A 17,644-nucleotide genomic window follows, 5' to 3' on the forward strand; every position below is an offset into this window, starting at 1 on the left:
TTAATGAATCCCTTCATTCTCTCTGAATGTAGAAGGTGAAACACCGAAGGCCTCGTTAAACTTTTTATAGAAGAAATTCAGGTTGGAAAAGCCTGAGTCCTGTGCAATTTCATAAATTGGTTTTGTAGTGTGAATTAGTTCATCTGCAGCATGCTGTAATCGAAATGATGTGAGCAGCTGTTGGTAGGACTGATTCACACTTTTTTTGAGCATGCGTGAGAGATAGTCGGAGTTATAGTTGAAAAGATTTGCTGTTGCCTCCAAGGATAAGGCTTCGGTGCAATGCTCCTTTATATAGTCAACCACCTCGGTGATATATGATTTGTTATTTTGGTGGCTTTCGTCCTCCAAATTCAGTCGATAGCGCTGAATGAGCTTTCCAAAAAGCAAGAGCATAGTGGATTCAATGATTGTTTCATAGCATGAACTTGGATCTAAGTATTCGCAGAGCATAGTTTCAATTAAAAAGCGAATGTCATGCTCGTCGTCAGAACGATTTTTAAATAGACAGTAGTTCTCCTGCTTGGTGGAGTCGTCGATTGCTTCGGCTAGGAAGCTGGCTATAGGACCGGCACTTTCAAATCGTTGAACAAAATACTCCGAGAAATATGGTCGGTACATTTGAATATTAAAAATCAAATCGTTTTCTCCAGCTGGTAAAATCTGGTGAACTGACCCTTGCTCTAAAACAAGAAAGTCTCCTGCAGACATGGAAACTCGCTGCCCGTTTAGTATGGCTGTGCAGTTTCCAGAATAAATATACTTCATTTCGATGAAAGTACGTCTATGGAGAGGAACAGTTGAAAATCTGGTTTGCTTGCAGCAGAAAATAGGTAGCTTTAGCATATCTAAGTTTATTGGCTGTCCATCGTAAAAAATAGCATGATGACCAGACACTGTATGAAGCCTACTTTCCATGCTGGCAGATAGAGTATATATGTCTGTGTTTTCGTTAATATCAACTGAGTTGGAAAATGTTAGTGAAACATCTCTGGCACTTTGTGGATGAGCTTTATAGTATTTTTCTTTTTCAGTTAAAGGATACACTAGATTTCTGAATTCCTGACGTAACATATCTATATTCCTTCCTATATAAAATATAAAAATACAATATCATAAAAAGTCGGAATTTGACAGTGTGAAGTCTCCTTATGCACTAACACTTTATTAATTTATGGAATAGAATAGACCCATAATAGAAAAGAACTAAGGGAGAAGGCGCCAATCCTTAGTGTGTTGTTATTTATAAAGGGGGATCTTTCTAATGGGAAAAGATTATACGCAATTAGCAAAGAAAATTGTTGAGAACGTTGGTACAGAGGAGAATGTTATATCATTTTTCCATTGTGCAACACGACTTCGTTTTAAAGTGAAGGAAACAAGCAAAGTAGATATAGACACTTTAAAACAATTAGAAGGCGTAATCACTGTAATTAATTCTGGTGGACAGATTCAGGTTGTAATTGGAAATCATGTAGACCAGGTATTTGACACTATTTTAAAGGTTACAAAGCTAAAGGCTGATGACTCAATGAATATAGATGATGCAGGTGCTTCCGGTGAAAAGAAGAAACTAATAAATGTTTTTATGGAGACTATCTCGGGAATATTTGCACCAGCACTTGGCATAATGTCTGGAGCTGGTATGTTAAAGGCTTTACTTATTCTTTTAACATCCCTTGGAGTAATGGATTCATCAATGAGCACATATCGCATTTTATATGCCGGTGCAGATGCAATATTTACATTCTTACCTATTATCCTTGGTTACACAGCAGGAAAGAAGTTTGGTTGTAATCCATTTGTTGCCATGGCACTTGGAATGGCTCTTGTTTACCCTGATATGACAGCAGCATATTCAGCAGGCGAGGCACTTACATTTTTAAAGATTCCAGTAGTAATGGTTAACTACACATCATCAGTAATGCCAATCATTATTTCTGTTTACGTACTTTCAAAGCTTGATAAGGTACTTAAAAAGGTAATTCCTGAAGTATTAAAAATGTTCTTAGTTCCAATGCTTGAAATCATTGTTATGGTTCCAGCAACTTACCTTGCAATTGGACCTGTAATGGATAAATTTGGTAAACTATTAGCAGCAGGTTATACAGGAATCGTAAGCTTCAACCCAATTTTAGCTGGTGGATTACTTGGTCTTATTTGGCCAGCAGCAGTACTCTTTGGTTTACATTGGGGATTTGTACCTATCGTAATCAACAACATTGCAACATTAGGAAGAGACACATTATTCGTAATTACAGGACCTAACAATATGGCTCAGGCAGGAGCAGCACTTGGTGTATTCTTAAAAACAAAGAACAAGAAGCTCAAGGAGCTTTCTGGTCCAGCAGCCCTTTCAGCAATTTTAGCAGGTATCACTGAGCCAGCAATTTATGGTGTTACATTGCCATACAAGCGTCCATTCTTTATCGGTGCTATATTCTCAGGTATTGCTGGTGCTATCGTAGCAGCTGTTGGAGCAGGTGCACCTACAGTACTTGGTATGTCACTTTTGTCACTGCCAGGTTATATTGGTACAGGTTTTGTTGGTCTTTTGATTGCATGTGCAATTGCATATTTTGGCTCAGCAATCACTACATACCTTGTTGGATTTAATGATGATATGATTGCCGGAGAAAAGAAGACAGAGGAAATAAAGACAAAGGAAGAGACAAGCTCCGTAGAAAAAGTTAGTGCGGTTTAGATTTAGTCTTTGGTAGTAAGAATGACAGAAACAATTAGAACTATAGTAACTCAGGATGCTGAGGTTGATGATCAGAATTCTTTGAGACATCTTTTACTTTATGCAAATGACATTGAAATACAGGGGATTATCCAAACCTCATCAAAGTTTCACTGGAAAGGTGTAGCGGGAGTTGAAACCCCAATTTTCGAAAATCCTCAGGATCCATTTGCCACCAAAGGTAAGTATAATACAACATACAGATGGCCTGGCACAGATTGGATGTTTAAGGTAATCGATGATTATGCTAACGTATATACGAATCTAAAGAAGCAGGATGATAGATTTCCAACTCCTGAATATTTACGTAGTGTAACCAAAATTGGAAACATAGGTTATTCAGGAGAGATGGATTCATCAACAGAGGGTTCTAATTTAATAAAAGAGAGAATTCTCGATGATGACCCACGTACTCTTTATATACAGGTGTGGGGCGGTACAAACACCATCGCAAGAGCCCTGCTTGATATAGAAAACGAATACTCAGCTGCAGAGGATTGGCAGGAGAGAAAGAGCAATATCGAGAAAAAGGTGGTTTTAACTGCTTGTGGTGAGCAGGATGTCACCTATCATGAATATATAGCTGAAAACTGGCCTAACATAAAGTTTGTGTGTTGCTTGCAGGTGATGAGCTATGCGTATGGTTGGGCTCTAATGCCAGAGGGTGAGAGCAAAAGGACTCTCGGCGCCAAGTTTATGCAGCAGTATATTTTAAATGGTAATGGCCCACTCACAGACGGATACAATACTTGGGCTGACAACGTTGAGTACGAAGGCGAGCCTATGGAGCACCAGTTTGGTATTAACAAGCAGTTGATAAAGGATTGGTGGGGAGCTAGATATGGTCTAGGCGTACATGAACCATATGACTTCTTGTCAGAGGGAGATTCTCCAACATATTTAATACTGCTTCCAAATGGACTACGCACATTGGACAATCTTCAAATTGGCAATATTACCGGCAGATATGTTTTAGATAAAACTAAAAAGAATTCCAAAGGTGAACCTTTAAATTATTGGGTTACAGAAAAAGATGATTATGTGGATGACAAAGGTGAGGTTCATAACGTTGAATCCATGTGGCGTTATGTGGCACCAATCCAAAAGGATTTCGCAGCGAGAGCTAAGTGGTGCGTATCTGAGAACTTTGAAGCAAAATACCATTCTCCATTAATAAATATAAAAGGTGAAGATAAAATTACCGCAAGTTCTGGAGAGACTGTACAGCTTCCACTTAATGTAGAAACAGCCGGTGACTTAGATGTGGACATTGACTGTAATGTATATACCGATATTTCTGATTGCTTGGTTAACAAGCTTATGATTAATAAAGCAAATGGAAAATATCAGTTGTCCTTTGAAATACCAGCAGAAGCCAAAAGCGGTGATGAAATCTATATTATATTGGAAGCAAAAACAAAGGTTGAATTATCATTATCAGGATTTGCAAGATTGATAGTGAAAATAAAGTAAAATAAAAATGGTCAGGCTTTTGTATAAAGCCTGATCATTTTTAGGTGTTACTATCAATTACTGTTTTTAGTTTGTCTAGTAATTCTTTGTATTGTTCCATGACGCTGGAATGGTGTTCTTTTATATAGTCGTAGTTGCTTTCCTTTACTGCAAACTCCAAAGCTTTGGCAGCTGCAGAAAGCTCGCTGGCACCTATTGTAAGAGATGTCCCCTTTAATGAATGTGCCACAATTTGATAATTTGGCCAATCCTCTTTTTTTAGGAGTTCATCTAACTGGGCTCGCTTGTCTTCCACAATGTAGGTTTGAAGAATCTGGCGGTAAAAATCCTCATCCCCCGCGGCAGATTCCAAACCTGCGTTGGCATCGATGAAATCAAGTGAGTGCATTAGGTCACTGCCTACATTGGAAACTGTTTCGGTGGTGTTAGTTTGATGAGTTACTAGCTCATCAGGCAAATATTTAATCACTAGAGCATCCAGCTGAGATGGCTGAATTGGTTTTGAAAGATAATCGGTAAATCCATCTTCCAAATATTTCTGGTCAGCTCCCATTGAAGCGTTGGCTGTAAGCATGATAACCGGCGTGTCGTGACTGAGGCTGGTTTTGTCCTGACGAAGTCTTTTTAGAACCTCGACACCATCCATCTCTGGCATCATGTGATCAAGGAATATTAAATCGTACTTGGTGGTGGCCATCATAGAAAGAGCTTCGGCACCGTTTAAAGCGCAATCGATTTGTACCTTCGTTTTCTTGAGAAGTCCGCAGAACACATCTAAGTTCATTTGAACATCATCTACGCTAAGTATCTTTGCATCAGGAGCAGTAAAGTTTGTTTCGTATTTGCGAATCTCTCCAGTGTAGCTAAAGTTCTTAATATCACCAATTGGTGTCTTGTTTGAAATCGTCTGAGGTATACTAACTGTAAATGTAGAGCCTTTGCCGTAATCACTGGCTACCTCTATTTGACCTCTAAGCAAGGTGATTAGATTTTTTGTAATGGAAAGACCTAATCCAGTACCTTGTATAGTTCTGTTTCTATGTAACTCAAAGCGCTGGAAGTTGTTAAATAACTTTGGCATATCTTCTGGTCGGATACCTATACCATTGTCAGATATTTTCAGGATTAATGTAAGTGATTCTGTATCGATGTTTTCAGTATAATCAACTTCGACAGTTATTTTTCCATTTTCTGGAGTGTACTTAATAGCATTTGAAATCAAGTTGGACATAATTTGTTTGATTCGAATTTCATCGCCTGTAAGTACTGATGGCAAATTAGGATTGCAAGTAATAGTAAGGCTCTGGTGACGTTCCTTAGCAAGGTTAATAAACATGTTGTAAAGGTCACTAAGGATTGTTTTGAAAGAGTAGTCAAAGGACAAAATTTCAAGCTTTCCAGATTCGATTTTTGATATATCCAAAACATCATTAATTAATGAAGTAAGGTTTCTAGAGGCAACATGAATATTCTCGGCGTATTTAAGAATAGGTTCCTCGGTGCATTCTCTAAGAATCAGTTCATTCATACCAGAGATGATGTTAATAGGTGTTCTGATCTCGTGGGAAATGTTACTGATGAATTCTGTTTTGGCTTCGTTTGCGGCCTGGGCCTCTTTGATAAGTCGATTTTCTTCTGTCAGGTCAGTGGCAACGAGAATGTAGCACATTGGTTCATTCTTTTTATCCATTTTGCAGGAGAAATTAACCAAGGTCACTTTGCCGGTAACAACCGAAGTTAGACGGTAGTCGATAACCATTCCTTCGGTGGCTTTCTCAAACATTTTAAATGGCTCACCACTTTTTAATTCAAAAATCTCCTTTAATCGAATACGCTGCGGCTCTTTGTTTAGTCCTAAAAGCTTTCTGGCATATTCGTTTGAAAGATTCAAATGAAAGTTAGTATCGAATACTAATAGTCCAGTTCCTAAGGTGGAGAAAATATCTCTACTGATACTGTTAACGGTAATGTAAAAGGTCATATAGTTGTTGGCAGCTCGGAAGAAAACTATAAAAGCCAACCAAATACCAAAGCAGTAATATACATGTGCCAAAGATGTATCAATATGAAGCTTTAACCAATCAGGCACTGAGGAAAGGCCCCAAATTATATTTGAAAGAAAGGCGAAAACAACCAGCTTTTTGTCACGGTGATATTTTACATTTATTGCCCATACAGTGGCGATAATAAGCATACATATAATAAGTATGGTTAGATATGCATAGTGGAACAAGTGACGATAAGGATCGTTTCTAACGTAAGCTGTGTAACTATATAATGGATAATATACAAATCGATCTGACTCCGGACTGCCATAGATTATCATATCGAATACAATAGCAATGGTAGTTAATCCGATGATTAAAAATTCAGCGCGACGGCTAAAATTAAGACAGCTGGTAACTAAGACTAGTTCAGCTAGTAGATAAATGTTTATACCAAACAGGCCAATAACTCTAAAGAAATAGGCAACCTGCAAATTGGCACTTAAGGACATAATTGAATAGCCCACGCAACATAGGCCGTTTCCTAAAGCTAAAAGAAATACCGAGTATTTGAAGAAGCCTTTAGTATCCATTTCTCTTTTTAAAAAGCTGGCGCCAAGGTGAATAGAGGTGGCTCCGGCTATTAGAATAATAATATTTATGTAAAGCATGTGCTTGAAGATTAAATCCATGTTGTATATTCCTTTACTGAAAAATACTATTTTTGACAATAAAATTACATTCAATTCATATTATATATAATATTTGTACATTTTTCATTATCAAAGATAACGCTTTTTGTGGTATGATTTATAAGGTAGAAATACATACATGGGGAGGCTTACATGCGCATCGCTGTAATCGACGACGAAAGCATCTTTAGAATGCAATTGAAAATGATGGTTGGCAAAATAGCTGCCAGTCAGGAACTAAATTTAGAGGTAGAGGAATTTGAAAGTGGACCAGCTTTCATTGATAGCTTAGCAGATCGACGCTATGACATAGTGTTTATGGATATTTTTATGCCGGATATGGACGGAATCGCTACTGCTAGAAAGCTTAGAAAGCTTACGGCCAGGACCTTTCTTATTTTTATGACAGCTTCTGAGGGACATTATCCAGAGGCATTTTCTTTGCATGCGTTTGATTATGTGACAAAGCCTTTTACAATAGAAAGAATTTCTCAGGTTTTAAAAGAAATTATTGAACACACTCCTATGGATGAGTCCTTCATCAAAATAGCAGTGGGACCGTTAGATGAGAAAATCTATTTAAAGGATATCATTTCAGTAACAACAGATGGTCACTACCTAGAAATAAATAGAAATGATAATACATCTATTAGAGCTAGACTTACTTCAGGCGAGTTCTTGGAGCTTACTGGCTCTGATAAGAGATTCATTATGATAAATAGAGGTATTATCATAAATATGGACTATATTGATTATGTTGATGGTGGAGATGTCAACTTGATGGATAAAAACATTTTCCCAATATCAGCCCGCAAAGTTGCCGATATTACCCAGCAAATCAAGGATTACCAGTTTGATAAAAATAGATAGTTTTAAGTAAAGTTAGACAAATATTTTTGCCAAAATCCAAGCAATGTTGCCAATGCTATTGCGTCTAGCTTTTTTTTTGATAACCTAGTATAGGAGTATAAATACATAATTTTATTTGATACGGGTATAAAAGGTTATTTTATTATGAAACAACGTTCAGCGCAGCTTGCAGCACTTTCAGTGTCTACAATGTTAATAGCTGGATCGGCCATGCCGATCACCGTTGAGGCTTCAGAAATTGATGATTCTGAGAGCCTTATTTCTGCGCCTGAAAAAGTTTCTGACACAGTAGTAGAAAATACCCCAGAATATAAAGAAGTACCAAAGGAAGAACTTCAGGAAGTACCAGAGGAAAAAATAGTAGAGAAGCCTACTGAGGAAGTACCTTCTGAACAGGAAACAATTGATTCCATAATAGATGATGCTGCAGCTGCTATGACTGGTGCCAAGAATGAGGCAGCAGGGGTGGAGGCATCCACAGAAGAAAGTATCACCATCATCGCTGAGGGAGATATTACATCTGGAGAAGCCATTAATATAATGGGCGATGCAGAAGATTCTATTATCAATGCAGAGGATGTGTACGACCAGGCTAGCGCCAAGTACGACGCTGCTCTAACAGCATACAATCAGGCAGTTGAGGAGTACAACACTCTATTGAACGATTATAATACTGCTCTTGATTCAGCTAATCAGGAGCTTGCAACTGCTGAGGAGAATCTTGCTGCAGCAGAAAGCGAGCTAGAGGAGCTTAGACAACAATTAGTTCAGGCTAGTGCAGAGGCTCTTGGCGCAGCAGAAGATTCTGATGTTGTATTAGATACTACAGAGTATATTTCTGCTATTATCGAAAATGAGTACATTCCTAGCACTGAAAATTTGGCGGATGGGCAGACCATTTCCAATTATACTGTGGTAGGGCAGCCTACTAAGGGTGAGACTACTAATACTTTTGTAGCTACCTATGAGGTCCTTGATTCTGAGGGCAATCACATTAGAAATGGCTACGCAGAGTATTCATATTATATTGATACAGAGACTAATCAGGTTGTGATTACCACAACAAAGCTTCAATATACATATATCGATGCTGATGGCAATGAACAGATGATTACTCAGGAAGAGTATGAGAACCTTCCTGATGACAAACGAATTGCGATAGATGAGTATTGGACTACTTCAGGTAGTTATACACCTAGATTTGAGACTACTGGAAATTATAAAAACATTTATAGTCCAGAAGGTTATTCTGATGGCAGAGCAATAGCAGATGGTGCTACTACAATTGTAAATCAGCTTCAGAATGAAAAAGGAAGTAATAAGACTAATGTAGAGGCTGCTTTTGCCGGAGGAAAGAGGACAGAGTATTATTCTGTAGATAGATATGGCAACAAGCTGTATACGAACTATTACAGCGTAGATATAAACTACAATGTTTATTATGACGTAATCGGTATGACTTGGGTTGTTAGTGACGGTGTTTCAGCTACACACTATGCTACCAAAGAGGCAGCTGAGGCAGCTGTTCTTGCTGAGGCAAGGGAAAATGGTGCATATACAATCGATTACGCTAATAGCAATCTGACTACTGAGAAACAGACTGATTATGCTGATGTTAATACAGGTTTTGTATTTGGAGGATTGCTTTCAGGACAGCAGGATAAAGTCAATGGCTATTACAGCTTGCTTCAAAAATATGAGACTGCTCAGTCAAAAGTTAATTCTTTAGCGGACATTGCAAAGACAAAATCGGAAAATGTTTCTGCAGTGCAAAGCACTTATTCTACTGTTATAAATGCAGCAGCAGATTTGACAGACTATGAATTGAGATTACAGGCGATTGAGGCAGACTCTCAGGCAGCTTCAACTAGCATTGATAATGCATATGAGTACTTGGATACAATGTGGGATGCTTATATTGATAGATTTGATGGATATACAATAAGTGATCCGATGCCAAATCCTACTATCCCGGATATAGAGACTGAGCTTCCAGAAGATGAGCCGGTGGTTACACCATCAGAGCCTACGACATCAGAGCCTACGACATCAGAGCCTACCCCAAGTCCGGTGGTAAATGATGATGAGGAGATTATAGTTCCATCGACTGATTCAAATTCTGATCAGAGTTCATCAGGACACAGACTTTATACATATATTGTTGACAGTGTAGACGAGTTAGAAGACGAGCTCCTTGAAGAAGAGCCTGTAGTGCAGGAAGAGACTATTGCTATAGAATCAGGAAATGATTCTGGTAAGAGCTCTCAGGGCGGCAGCGGAAGCTCAGCATTAGCAGATAACATTGAGACAGAAATTCCAGCAGAGCCAGAAACAGAGACTACAACAATCGAGGATGAACCTACACCAGAGGGCATTACAGTTGCAGGTATCATGGCGAGAGGCAAATGGTTCGTAGCACTTGGCGGTGTATCTATTGCTGGTGTCGGCGTAGGATTAGTAGAGTTCAAACGCAGAGCCGCAATGAAAATAATTGACAAACTAAATCAGTAATTTCAAGACAGCTACCTTAAAAATGAGGTAGCTGTTTTTTAAACGTTATAGTACATAACATCTTGCCAAAATGAGTGAGTTTTTGCCAACCACTTGTGAAACAAATTGAAGAGTGCTAGATTCTACATATAGGTTGTTCACACAACCGTCACATTGAATTCGACATAGGTTGGGGAACCTGGTCGATAGGCGAAATGGTCGCTGAGTATTGAAAAAAATGGTGAGGTCGAGAGATGAGGGTGTTGATTTTGAAGGTGAAAATGTTTTTGACAATGCTGGAGAATCATAAGCTAAGACGTCGAGTAAAAAAGCTTGAAATTCATAACAGTTAAATCACCGAACCAGAGAAATGAGTAGGGCTATATGCCCTGCTCATTTTTTGTTTAAAGGTTTTGAAAATAATCAGTGACAAGAAGTATTGTGTGAAAATAACTAAATCAAAAGCATTATTTTGTATAATTCAGTTACATGAAATAACAATATTGCCAAAAATACGCTGTTTATGCCAAGTTGTAGAAAATCAAACGTTTGAGGTGTTAAACTTCGTAATAGATGTTCACAGGACCGTCACAAATGGGAAAACATTTGTTAACAATTAGGAATGGTGAGAGAGGAGAAAGGTAGATATGAAGAAGGAAATGATTAAAGCACTTTCATTGGGGCTTTCTGCAGTAACACTTGCTGGATCTATGGATATCACAGCATTTGCAGCAGAAGATGATGGAAACGTTGCGGAAAATCAGCAGACCACGGAAGGTCAACAGCAGGAGACAACATCAGCTGAGCAGGCTATTGTTCAGGAAACACAGGCTGTTAGCGCTGATATTAATGGTGTAGAAGGTCAGCCTGCAATAGATGGTCAGGCAGCTGTAGAAGCAGTACCTGGTGTTATTGATGCCATAGAGGAAATTCCAGTAACACAGCCTAATATCACTGATGATATGCCTATACTAGAAAAGATTGAAGAGGCAGAACAGGCAGATTTAAGACAGGACGCTACAGATGATATTCTCAATCAGGATTATCAACTTAATGTAGATCTTAATGAGGATGGTAATTTTCAGCGTGATGAAAATGGAGATCTTGTGGTACCAGAAAGCAGTGATATCGTTGCATATGGTAATATGGGGGATACTCTTGAGGATGCATATGATGAAGTAAAAGATGCAGCTGAAGCAATTGATGGAAACCAAGCACAGGGCACAACTGGAGTAATTGATGATGTTAATGCAATCAACAATGCAGCAGGCGTAATCGATGGAATTGACTCTGATATAAATACAACACTTTCCAATGCAGAAGGTGCTGCTCAGGTAGCAACTGGGGAAGCTACTAAGGCAGAAGCAGCTGTTAATTTAGCAGTAGAGTCTGTAAAGAATGATCCTATAGAGGTTGCTGAACAAAATGTAAATGCAGCCGCTCAGACATTACAGGATGCAAAAGATATATATGATAAACAGAAGTCATACGTTGAGGAATGCAGAAAAGAATATGAAGCTGCATTAACAAGACGTAATACTGCACTTCAGAATTATGAGAATCTCAGAACTGATGCTTTGGCAGATGATGGAAAGCTTGCTGAGGCTCAAAAAAATCTTGATGATGCAAATGATGATTTATTGCTTCTAGAGGCAGCTCTTAAGGAAGCAGAGAAGGACTTCGAGGGAACAGCTGAGTATCTTCTCCTTCAGGCTGAGAATGACGAGGATTTAGATACAGCAGATTATATCCAGGTTATCCTTAAAAACAAAGTATTTGTTGGACAGGATATCACAGTTGAAGGCATTTCTTCAGAAAATCAGACAGATGATGTTGCTTTTGTAGTTAAGAATAGTGATGGAAATATCATTGGCAGATATGCGTATACAGCAGTTAATGGTGTTGTTAGCATCTACTCAACTGAGAAGATGTATGAGTTTGATGGCAAGGATGAGAATGGCGAGGATATAACTATATCTAAGACTGCTTCAGAGATGGAACAACTAGTTACAGATGGTGGTGCAGTCAAGAGAGTTGCCATACCAAAGGTCGATGAAAATGGTAATCCGATAGTTGATGAAAATGGAAATCAAGTATATCGCTATGAATCATATAGTGCACTTTCAGCAGAGGAACAGGCCAAGGCAGATAACGGAACATATTCATGGGAGTTCATCGTTCTTAATAATACAGAGCTTTCTGCTGACAACTTTGATGCTGGACAGTCAACTCATATTACGTTGGATGAAAACGAGTCACTCGACGAGGGTGAAGGTGCAAAAACAGTTGTTAGTGGATTTAATCCTGCTGGTGATTACATTACAACAGTTACAAATACAACAACAAAGAAAATATACACATATGTAAATGGTGTGCTTCAGAATGTAACTGACCAAAAGGTTACAACTGAAAAGGGTACAAATGCAGAGGTTCAGGCGGCAGCTGAGGAAAAATATCAGGACTTAGTAGATGCTATGATTGCAGATATTAAGGAAAATGGATTCACAGGTGTCGATGTAAATGGAAATCCTGTAACAATTGCGGCAGCTGATATTAAGAGTGTTGGTAGCGAGTCTGTTCTTGAGAATCCAACAATTTACTGGACTGTAGATGGATTCTATGTACCAGTATATGTTGATCATGACGATGACACTTGCGTCTACTATAAATACACAACTCGGCAGGTTGGCGGATATTCTTATTTGATGCATCGGTTCAAAGGCGATGTAGATAAGGTTGAAGCTGAAATTGCCAAGAATTATGAGACAGCCCATCCTAATGGATATGTGAGTGATACAAGGTTGTTTAATCTCAGCTTACGCAACTTGTTTAATTGGGCTGGTACAGCAGATGTAGACTACATTGCTGCATACGACATTAATATTGTTAATTCTGATGGCACACTAAGTAGATTTGATGATAGAACTGCTGCATTAGCTGCTGTCGATGCTTATGCAGTACAGCAGCAGGTAGGTCGATCTTATTGGTATAGCGAATGGGTTGGACGTGGCCAAGGTAGGCATAAAGTAGATTATTATTATGATGAGGTCGTTGGCGCTATTACAGAAGGAGATTATTCTACTAAGATTGTAACTGACAGCTACTACAGCTTTACTCAAGATGCTGATATTAAGATTGAAACACATCAATCTGGTGTTCAAAACCTTGTATATAAAGCAGTAACAGCAGCAGTATCTACTGCTTACAGAAAATCTGGCAATGCAGTATTTACAAACACAGATACAGATTACCAACAGCTTCTTGCTGATGCCAAAGCCAAGAGTGATGCATATGAGGAGTTGATTAAGGATACAGATGCAGCCCAGAAGAAAGTTGAAGATGCTCAGAGAGAGGTTGACACAATCAAGGCTCATATCGAGGCTCTCGACAAAGCAGATGTTGCAAAGAATACAGCTTTAGTTGCAGAGTGGGATAAGAAGCTTGCAGATGCAGAGCAAAAACTTGCAGATGCAGAGCAGACACTTAATGATTCTTCAGATGCCCTTGATAAGGCAAAGGATGAGCTGGAACAGAAGAAGAAAGAACTTGAAGATAATCAGAACCAGCAGAATAATGAGACAACAGGTGGCGAAACTACAACTGGTGGAGAGACTACAACAGGCGGCGGAGCAGGCAGAAGATATTATCCAACAACAGCTCCTATCGATACAGTATTTGATCCATCAGTAGTATTCATTGATAATCCAGTGGTTCCATTGGCAGGTGATACAACTACAACTGCTACAAGAACAGTAAACCGAAATACTGATGTTGCAGATGCTGATGCAGATACAATTACAGTTGATGATGGTAATGTTCCACTTGCAGTTGATGAAGCTGCTGTAGAGGAAACAGAAGATACTGTTGATGAAGTATCAATCCTTCCAGAGGAAACTCCACTTGCAGGCGGCACACAGGAGAACTTCTTCCAGCAGTCATGGTGGTGGTTACTTCTTATTCTTATCGCAGCAATTGGCGGTGGTACAGCATATGCAAAGAAAAAAGCAAAGGATGCTGAAAACACAACAAAATAATAATTATTTTAGTTAATGAAAGCGGGGTCTACGGACCTCGCTTTTTGTTGGTTTATTATACAATATAACGATTTTGCCAGAATATGACGTTTCTTGCCAAATTGTAGAGAAGACCAATTTATCATGTTAAACTCCATCTAGTTGTTCACATAATCGTCACAGATTATTCACAGATAGAGGGCGATTATCAGAGAGGAGAAAATGATTACTATGAAGAAGTTTGACAAAAAGGTTATTACAACAATCGCGCTTGGAGTTGGTGCAGGATTAGCTGTTAATCCAACTATAGTTAAGGCTGAGGAGAATACAGAAGCTCAGGCCAACCAGAATATTTCTCAGGAGACAACATCAAATGCTGATGTCGTAAAAAGTGTAGAGGATGCAGGTACAGCAGCAACAGCTGCAAATATGGACGATACTGCATCATCTATTTCTGATTTAAGCAATGATATTACAGATTTAGATAAGAAAAACGCAGATGCATCTTCAGCAGTGGCAGATTATGAGGAAACTGTTGATACAATTAATCAGGGATTGCAGAATGGCGATGCTTTGGCAGCAGAGGGTTATGCATCAGATGCTCAGGCAGCAGCAGATCAGAGTGCAACTGATTTACAGACTGTAACAGATGCTCAGACAGATATTGAGAATGCAAAGAATGGTACATATGGTTCTCAGGAAGAAGCAGATGCAGCTAGAGCAGAAGCAGAAGGAAAGGCTTCTGATGCTTATGATGCAGCAAAGTCTGCAAGTGACAATGAGATTTTGGCTGGCACAGATGAAGAGCTTGCAAGACAAGCTGCTGAATCAGCAGAATCTAGATATAATGCAGCAAAGACTGCTTATGAGGCAGCAGAAGCAGCAGTAAATGACGCTCAGGCTGCTTTAGATGCACTCCTTGCTCAGTCAACAGTAGACGAGGATGGAAATCCTGTATATTCTGGTGATGTAGCAGATGCTATTAATACAGCAAAGGCGCATTTAGAAAAAGCTAATAATGATTTTGAGACAGCTGAACAAGCATACGAAAATGCACAAGAGGATTATAGAGTAAAATCTGATATTTCAGGTGATTTATATCAGCAGGATAAGACTGCACAGCAAGAAAAAGAAACAGCAGAAAAAGAAGCTGCTACAGCTAAGAAGAATTTAGAAGATTCACAGAAAGCTGTAGATGATCTTAATGCAGAGATAAAAGGCTATAATGATTCAATTGATGAGGCTGAAAAGGAAATCAAAAAGCAGCAGGATATTATTGCCGCAGCTACAAAGGATAAGGAAGCTGCAGAAGCACAGTATGGCGTAAATTCTGAGGCATATAAAGCTGCTGTTCAGAAAATCAAAGATGCTCAGGGGAAGATTAATGCACAGCAAAAGAGAATTGATGCTGCTAATGCTGAAATAAAAAAACAGCAAGCAATAATTGAAGCTCATAATAAGGCTGTAGAGGAAGCCAATGGTCAAAAGGATGCTGCACAAGAGGCTTATAATAAGGCAAAAGCAGAGGTTGATAGTAGAATTAAGGCTGTTGAGGATGCTTTGAATAAAGGACATTCTGGTGTAAGGCAAGCCATTACTCGCGATAATGATATTGCCATTGGTAAAGCTATGGCACTTTTCTATCACAGTGTTATAAGTGGAAATGCAAATGGTACAGTGCAGTCTTCAAAATTTTTGGATTGGGATGGTTGGAAAGATCACTATATTAGAATAGTAGATAATTCAGGTAATACTCATGACTATAATTTTAAAACAAATTATTATTGGTATGGTGGAACAGAATCGATAGAGCTTATTGATAAATCATTAGGTAAGACTACAATCGTTCTTACAGAAAACCAGTTTAAGACATGGGTTGCAAATTATAGAAATGGCACTGTTGCACAGGGTACAGCACAATTCTTTGTTGATGCTGCTGCAAAGCTTGCAAGTATTAATGATGTTATTAATGATACAACTACGGTTTCTACAGCTCAGGGCGTAATCAATACTCAGAATGGTTTTATTAGTACTGCTAATACGAATAAGGCTAATGCAGAGTCAGAAAAAACTGCTGCAGAAACAGAGAAGGGGCAGGTTGAAACATCATATACTAATGCGATGAATGCTGCTAATGACAAGGCTGGTGCAGCTCAGGAGATAATTGATGCTCAAAACAAAATTATTTCTGGATTAGAGGAGAGCGTTAAGACTGCTACAGGAAAATTAGAGACAGCTAATACTAATTTAGAGACAGCAAAAGGTGATAAGAAAGCAGCCGATGATAAAGTTGTGTCTAAAACAAATAGCTACAATGATATTCATGAGCAATATGAAAAGGCATATGATGAAACATCTAAGGCATATGACAATATCGGCACAACAGCACAGGAAAAGAATGCTGCTGATGCTAGAGCAAAAGAAGTTAAGGCTGCATATGATAAGGTTGTTGATATGGCTCAAGAAATCAGAAACCTTGTTGCTACAAAGAATGCATCTAAGGACCTTCTTGATGAGATGGAGCAGAAGTGGAAAGACGCAGTTACAGCTTATGAAAAGGCTGTAGAGGCACATAAGCAGGCAACTGATAATGCAACTGCTGCTCAGGAAATTGCAGACCAAATCGCAACATCATTGGATTCTACAGAAGGATTTACAGTAATTATTCCTGAGACTCCTAGCCAGACATCTGATGAAACAGCTAGTACATCAACAGAAACTACAACAACTACATCATCAAGCAGCTCATCTAGACGCTACTATCCAACAACAGCTCCAGTTGAGGAAGTTGCAGAGAATGATGTTGTTATGTTAGACAACCCTGTAGTACCTCTCGCAGGTAACACAGCAAACACAACAAACACAGCAGTTAGACGTAACGCTAACAACAATAACAACGTTGCAGATGCAGATACAGTAACCGTTGATGAGACAGAGGTACCACTTGCAGTTGACGAGGATGCTGTAGAGGAGACAGAGGAGAAGGTTGATGAGGTATCAATCGCTCCAGAGGAAACTCCACTTGCAGCAGCTCCACAGAAGAACTTCTTCCAGAAGTCATGGTGGTGGTTACTCCTTGTTCTTATCGTAGCAATCTGTAGCGGTGTAGCTTATGCTAAGAAAAAGTCTGAGGACAAGAAGAATACAACAAAATAATAAAGCCAGGACATTGTGTTCGAGTTCATTGTTTGGACAGGAATAGGTCACAATTTAAAGGTATACTACTGACGGAGTCTTTGGATTCCGTCAGTTTTTTTATCCTAAAATCTTGTATACAAAAAAGAACAGTAAATAGACGAAAAAATCATAGCATGGTTAAATTTTTATGTTATAGTATACTTTGTGAAAAAATAAACGATATATTTTCTCAATAACAAT

8 protein-coding genes are annotated in these 17,644 nt (G+C 38.8%); 6 read left to right on the forward strand and 2 right to left on the reverse strand.

The window, feature by feature from the left end; all coding sequences use genetic code 11:
• The gene (locus tag E7276_RS09365) at nucleotides 1-1,074 is read right to left on the reverse strand and encodes an AraC family transcriptional regulator (RefSeq protein WP_294216699.1); all 1,074 of its coding nucleotides are present in this window, start codon (nucleotides 1,072-1,074) and stop codon (nucleotides 1-3) included.
• A 190-nt stretch (nucleotides 1,075-1,264) separates the two neighbouring features.
• Between E7276_RS09365 and E7276_RS09370 the strand changes: the two genes are divergently transcribed.
• Together E7276_RS09370 and E7276_RS09375 are read left to right on the forward strand one after the other, a co-directional pair.
• Nucleotides 1,265-2,704 (forward strand): PTS transporter subunit EIIC, encoded by a 1,440-nt coding sequence (locus E7276_RS09370; protein ID WP_294216702.1) that lies wholly within the window; start codon nucleotides 1,265-1,267, stop codon nucleotides 2,702-2,704.
• Nucleotides 2,705-2,725: 21 nt separating this feature from the next.
• Nucleotides 2,726-4,216: a DUF1593 domain-containing protein gene (locus tag E7276_RS09375; RefSeq protein ID WP_294216707.1), complete on the forward strand. Its 1,491-nt coding sequence runs from the start codon at nucleotides 2,726-2,728 to the stop codon at nucleotides 4,214-4,216.
• 40 nt (nucleotides 4,217-4,256) lie between these two features.
• On the opposite strand, the gene E7276_RS09380 is transcribed toward E7276_RS09375, so the two are convergent.
• Nucleotides 4,257-6,893, reverse strand: coding sequence for a hybrid sensor histidine kinase/response regulator (locus tag E7276_RS09380; protein ID WP_294216710.1), 2,637 nt, complete (start codon nucleotides 6,891-6,893; stop codon nucleotides 4,257-4,259).
• A gap of 153 nt (nucleotides 6,894-7,046) precedes the next feature.
• Between E7276_RS09380 and E7276_RS09385 the strand changes: the two genes are divergently transcribed.
• The 4 genes from E7276_RS09385 to E7276_RS09400 all read left to right on the forward strand — a co-directional run bounded on the left by E7276_RS09385 (nucleotide 7,047) and on the right by E7276_RS09400 (nucleotide 17,422).
• Complete coding sequence (locus tag E7276_RS09385) at nucleotides 7,047-7,763, forward strand: LytR/AlgR family response regulator transcription factor (RefSeq protein ID WP_294216713.1); 717 nt, start codon at nucleotides 7,047-7,049, stop codon at nucleotides 7,761-7,763.
• 144 nt (nucleotides 7,764-7,907) lie between these two features.
• The gene (locus E7276_RS09390; RefSeq protein WP_294216716.1) at nucleotides 7,908-10,274 is read left to right on the forward strand and encodes a hypothetical protein; all 2,367 of its coding nucleotides are present in this window, start codon (nucleotides 7,908-7,910) and stop codon (nucleotides 10,272-10,274) included.
• A gap of 626 nt (nucleotides 10,275-10,900) precedes the next feature.
• Nucleotides 10,901-14,287, forward strand: a complete 3,387-nt coding sequence (locus tag E7276_RS09395; protein ID WP_294216718.1) for a hypothetical protein — start codon at nucleotides 10,901-10,903, stop codon at nucleotides 14,285-14,287.
• Between the two features lie 210 nt (nucleotides 14,288-14,497).
• Nucleotides 14,498-17,422: a hypothetical protein gene (locus E7276_RS09400; RefSeq protein ID WP_294216720.1), complete on the forward strand. Its 2,925-nt coding sequence runs from the start codon at nucleotides 14,498-14,500 to the stop codon at nucleotides 17,420-17,422.
• The last annotated feature ends 222 nt before the right edge of the window (nucleotides 17,423-17,644 follow it).

It is taken from the genome of Pseudobutyrivibrio sp. (genome assembly GCF_015057185.1).
Taxonomy (GTDB): domain Bacteria; phylum Bacillota; class Clostridia; order Lachnospirales; family Lachnospiraceae; genus Pseudobutyrivibrio.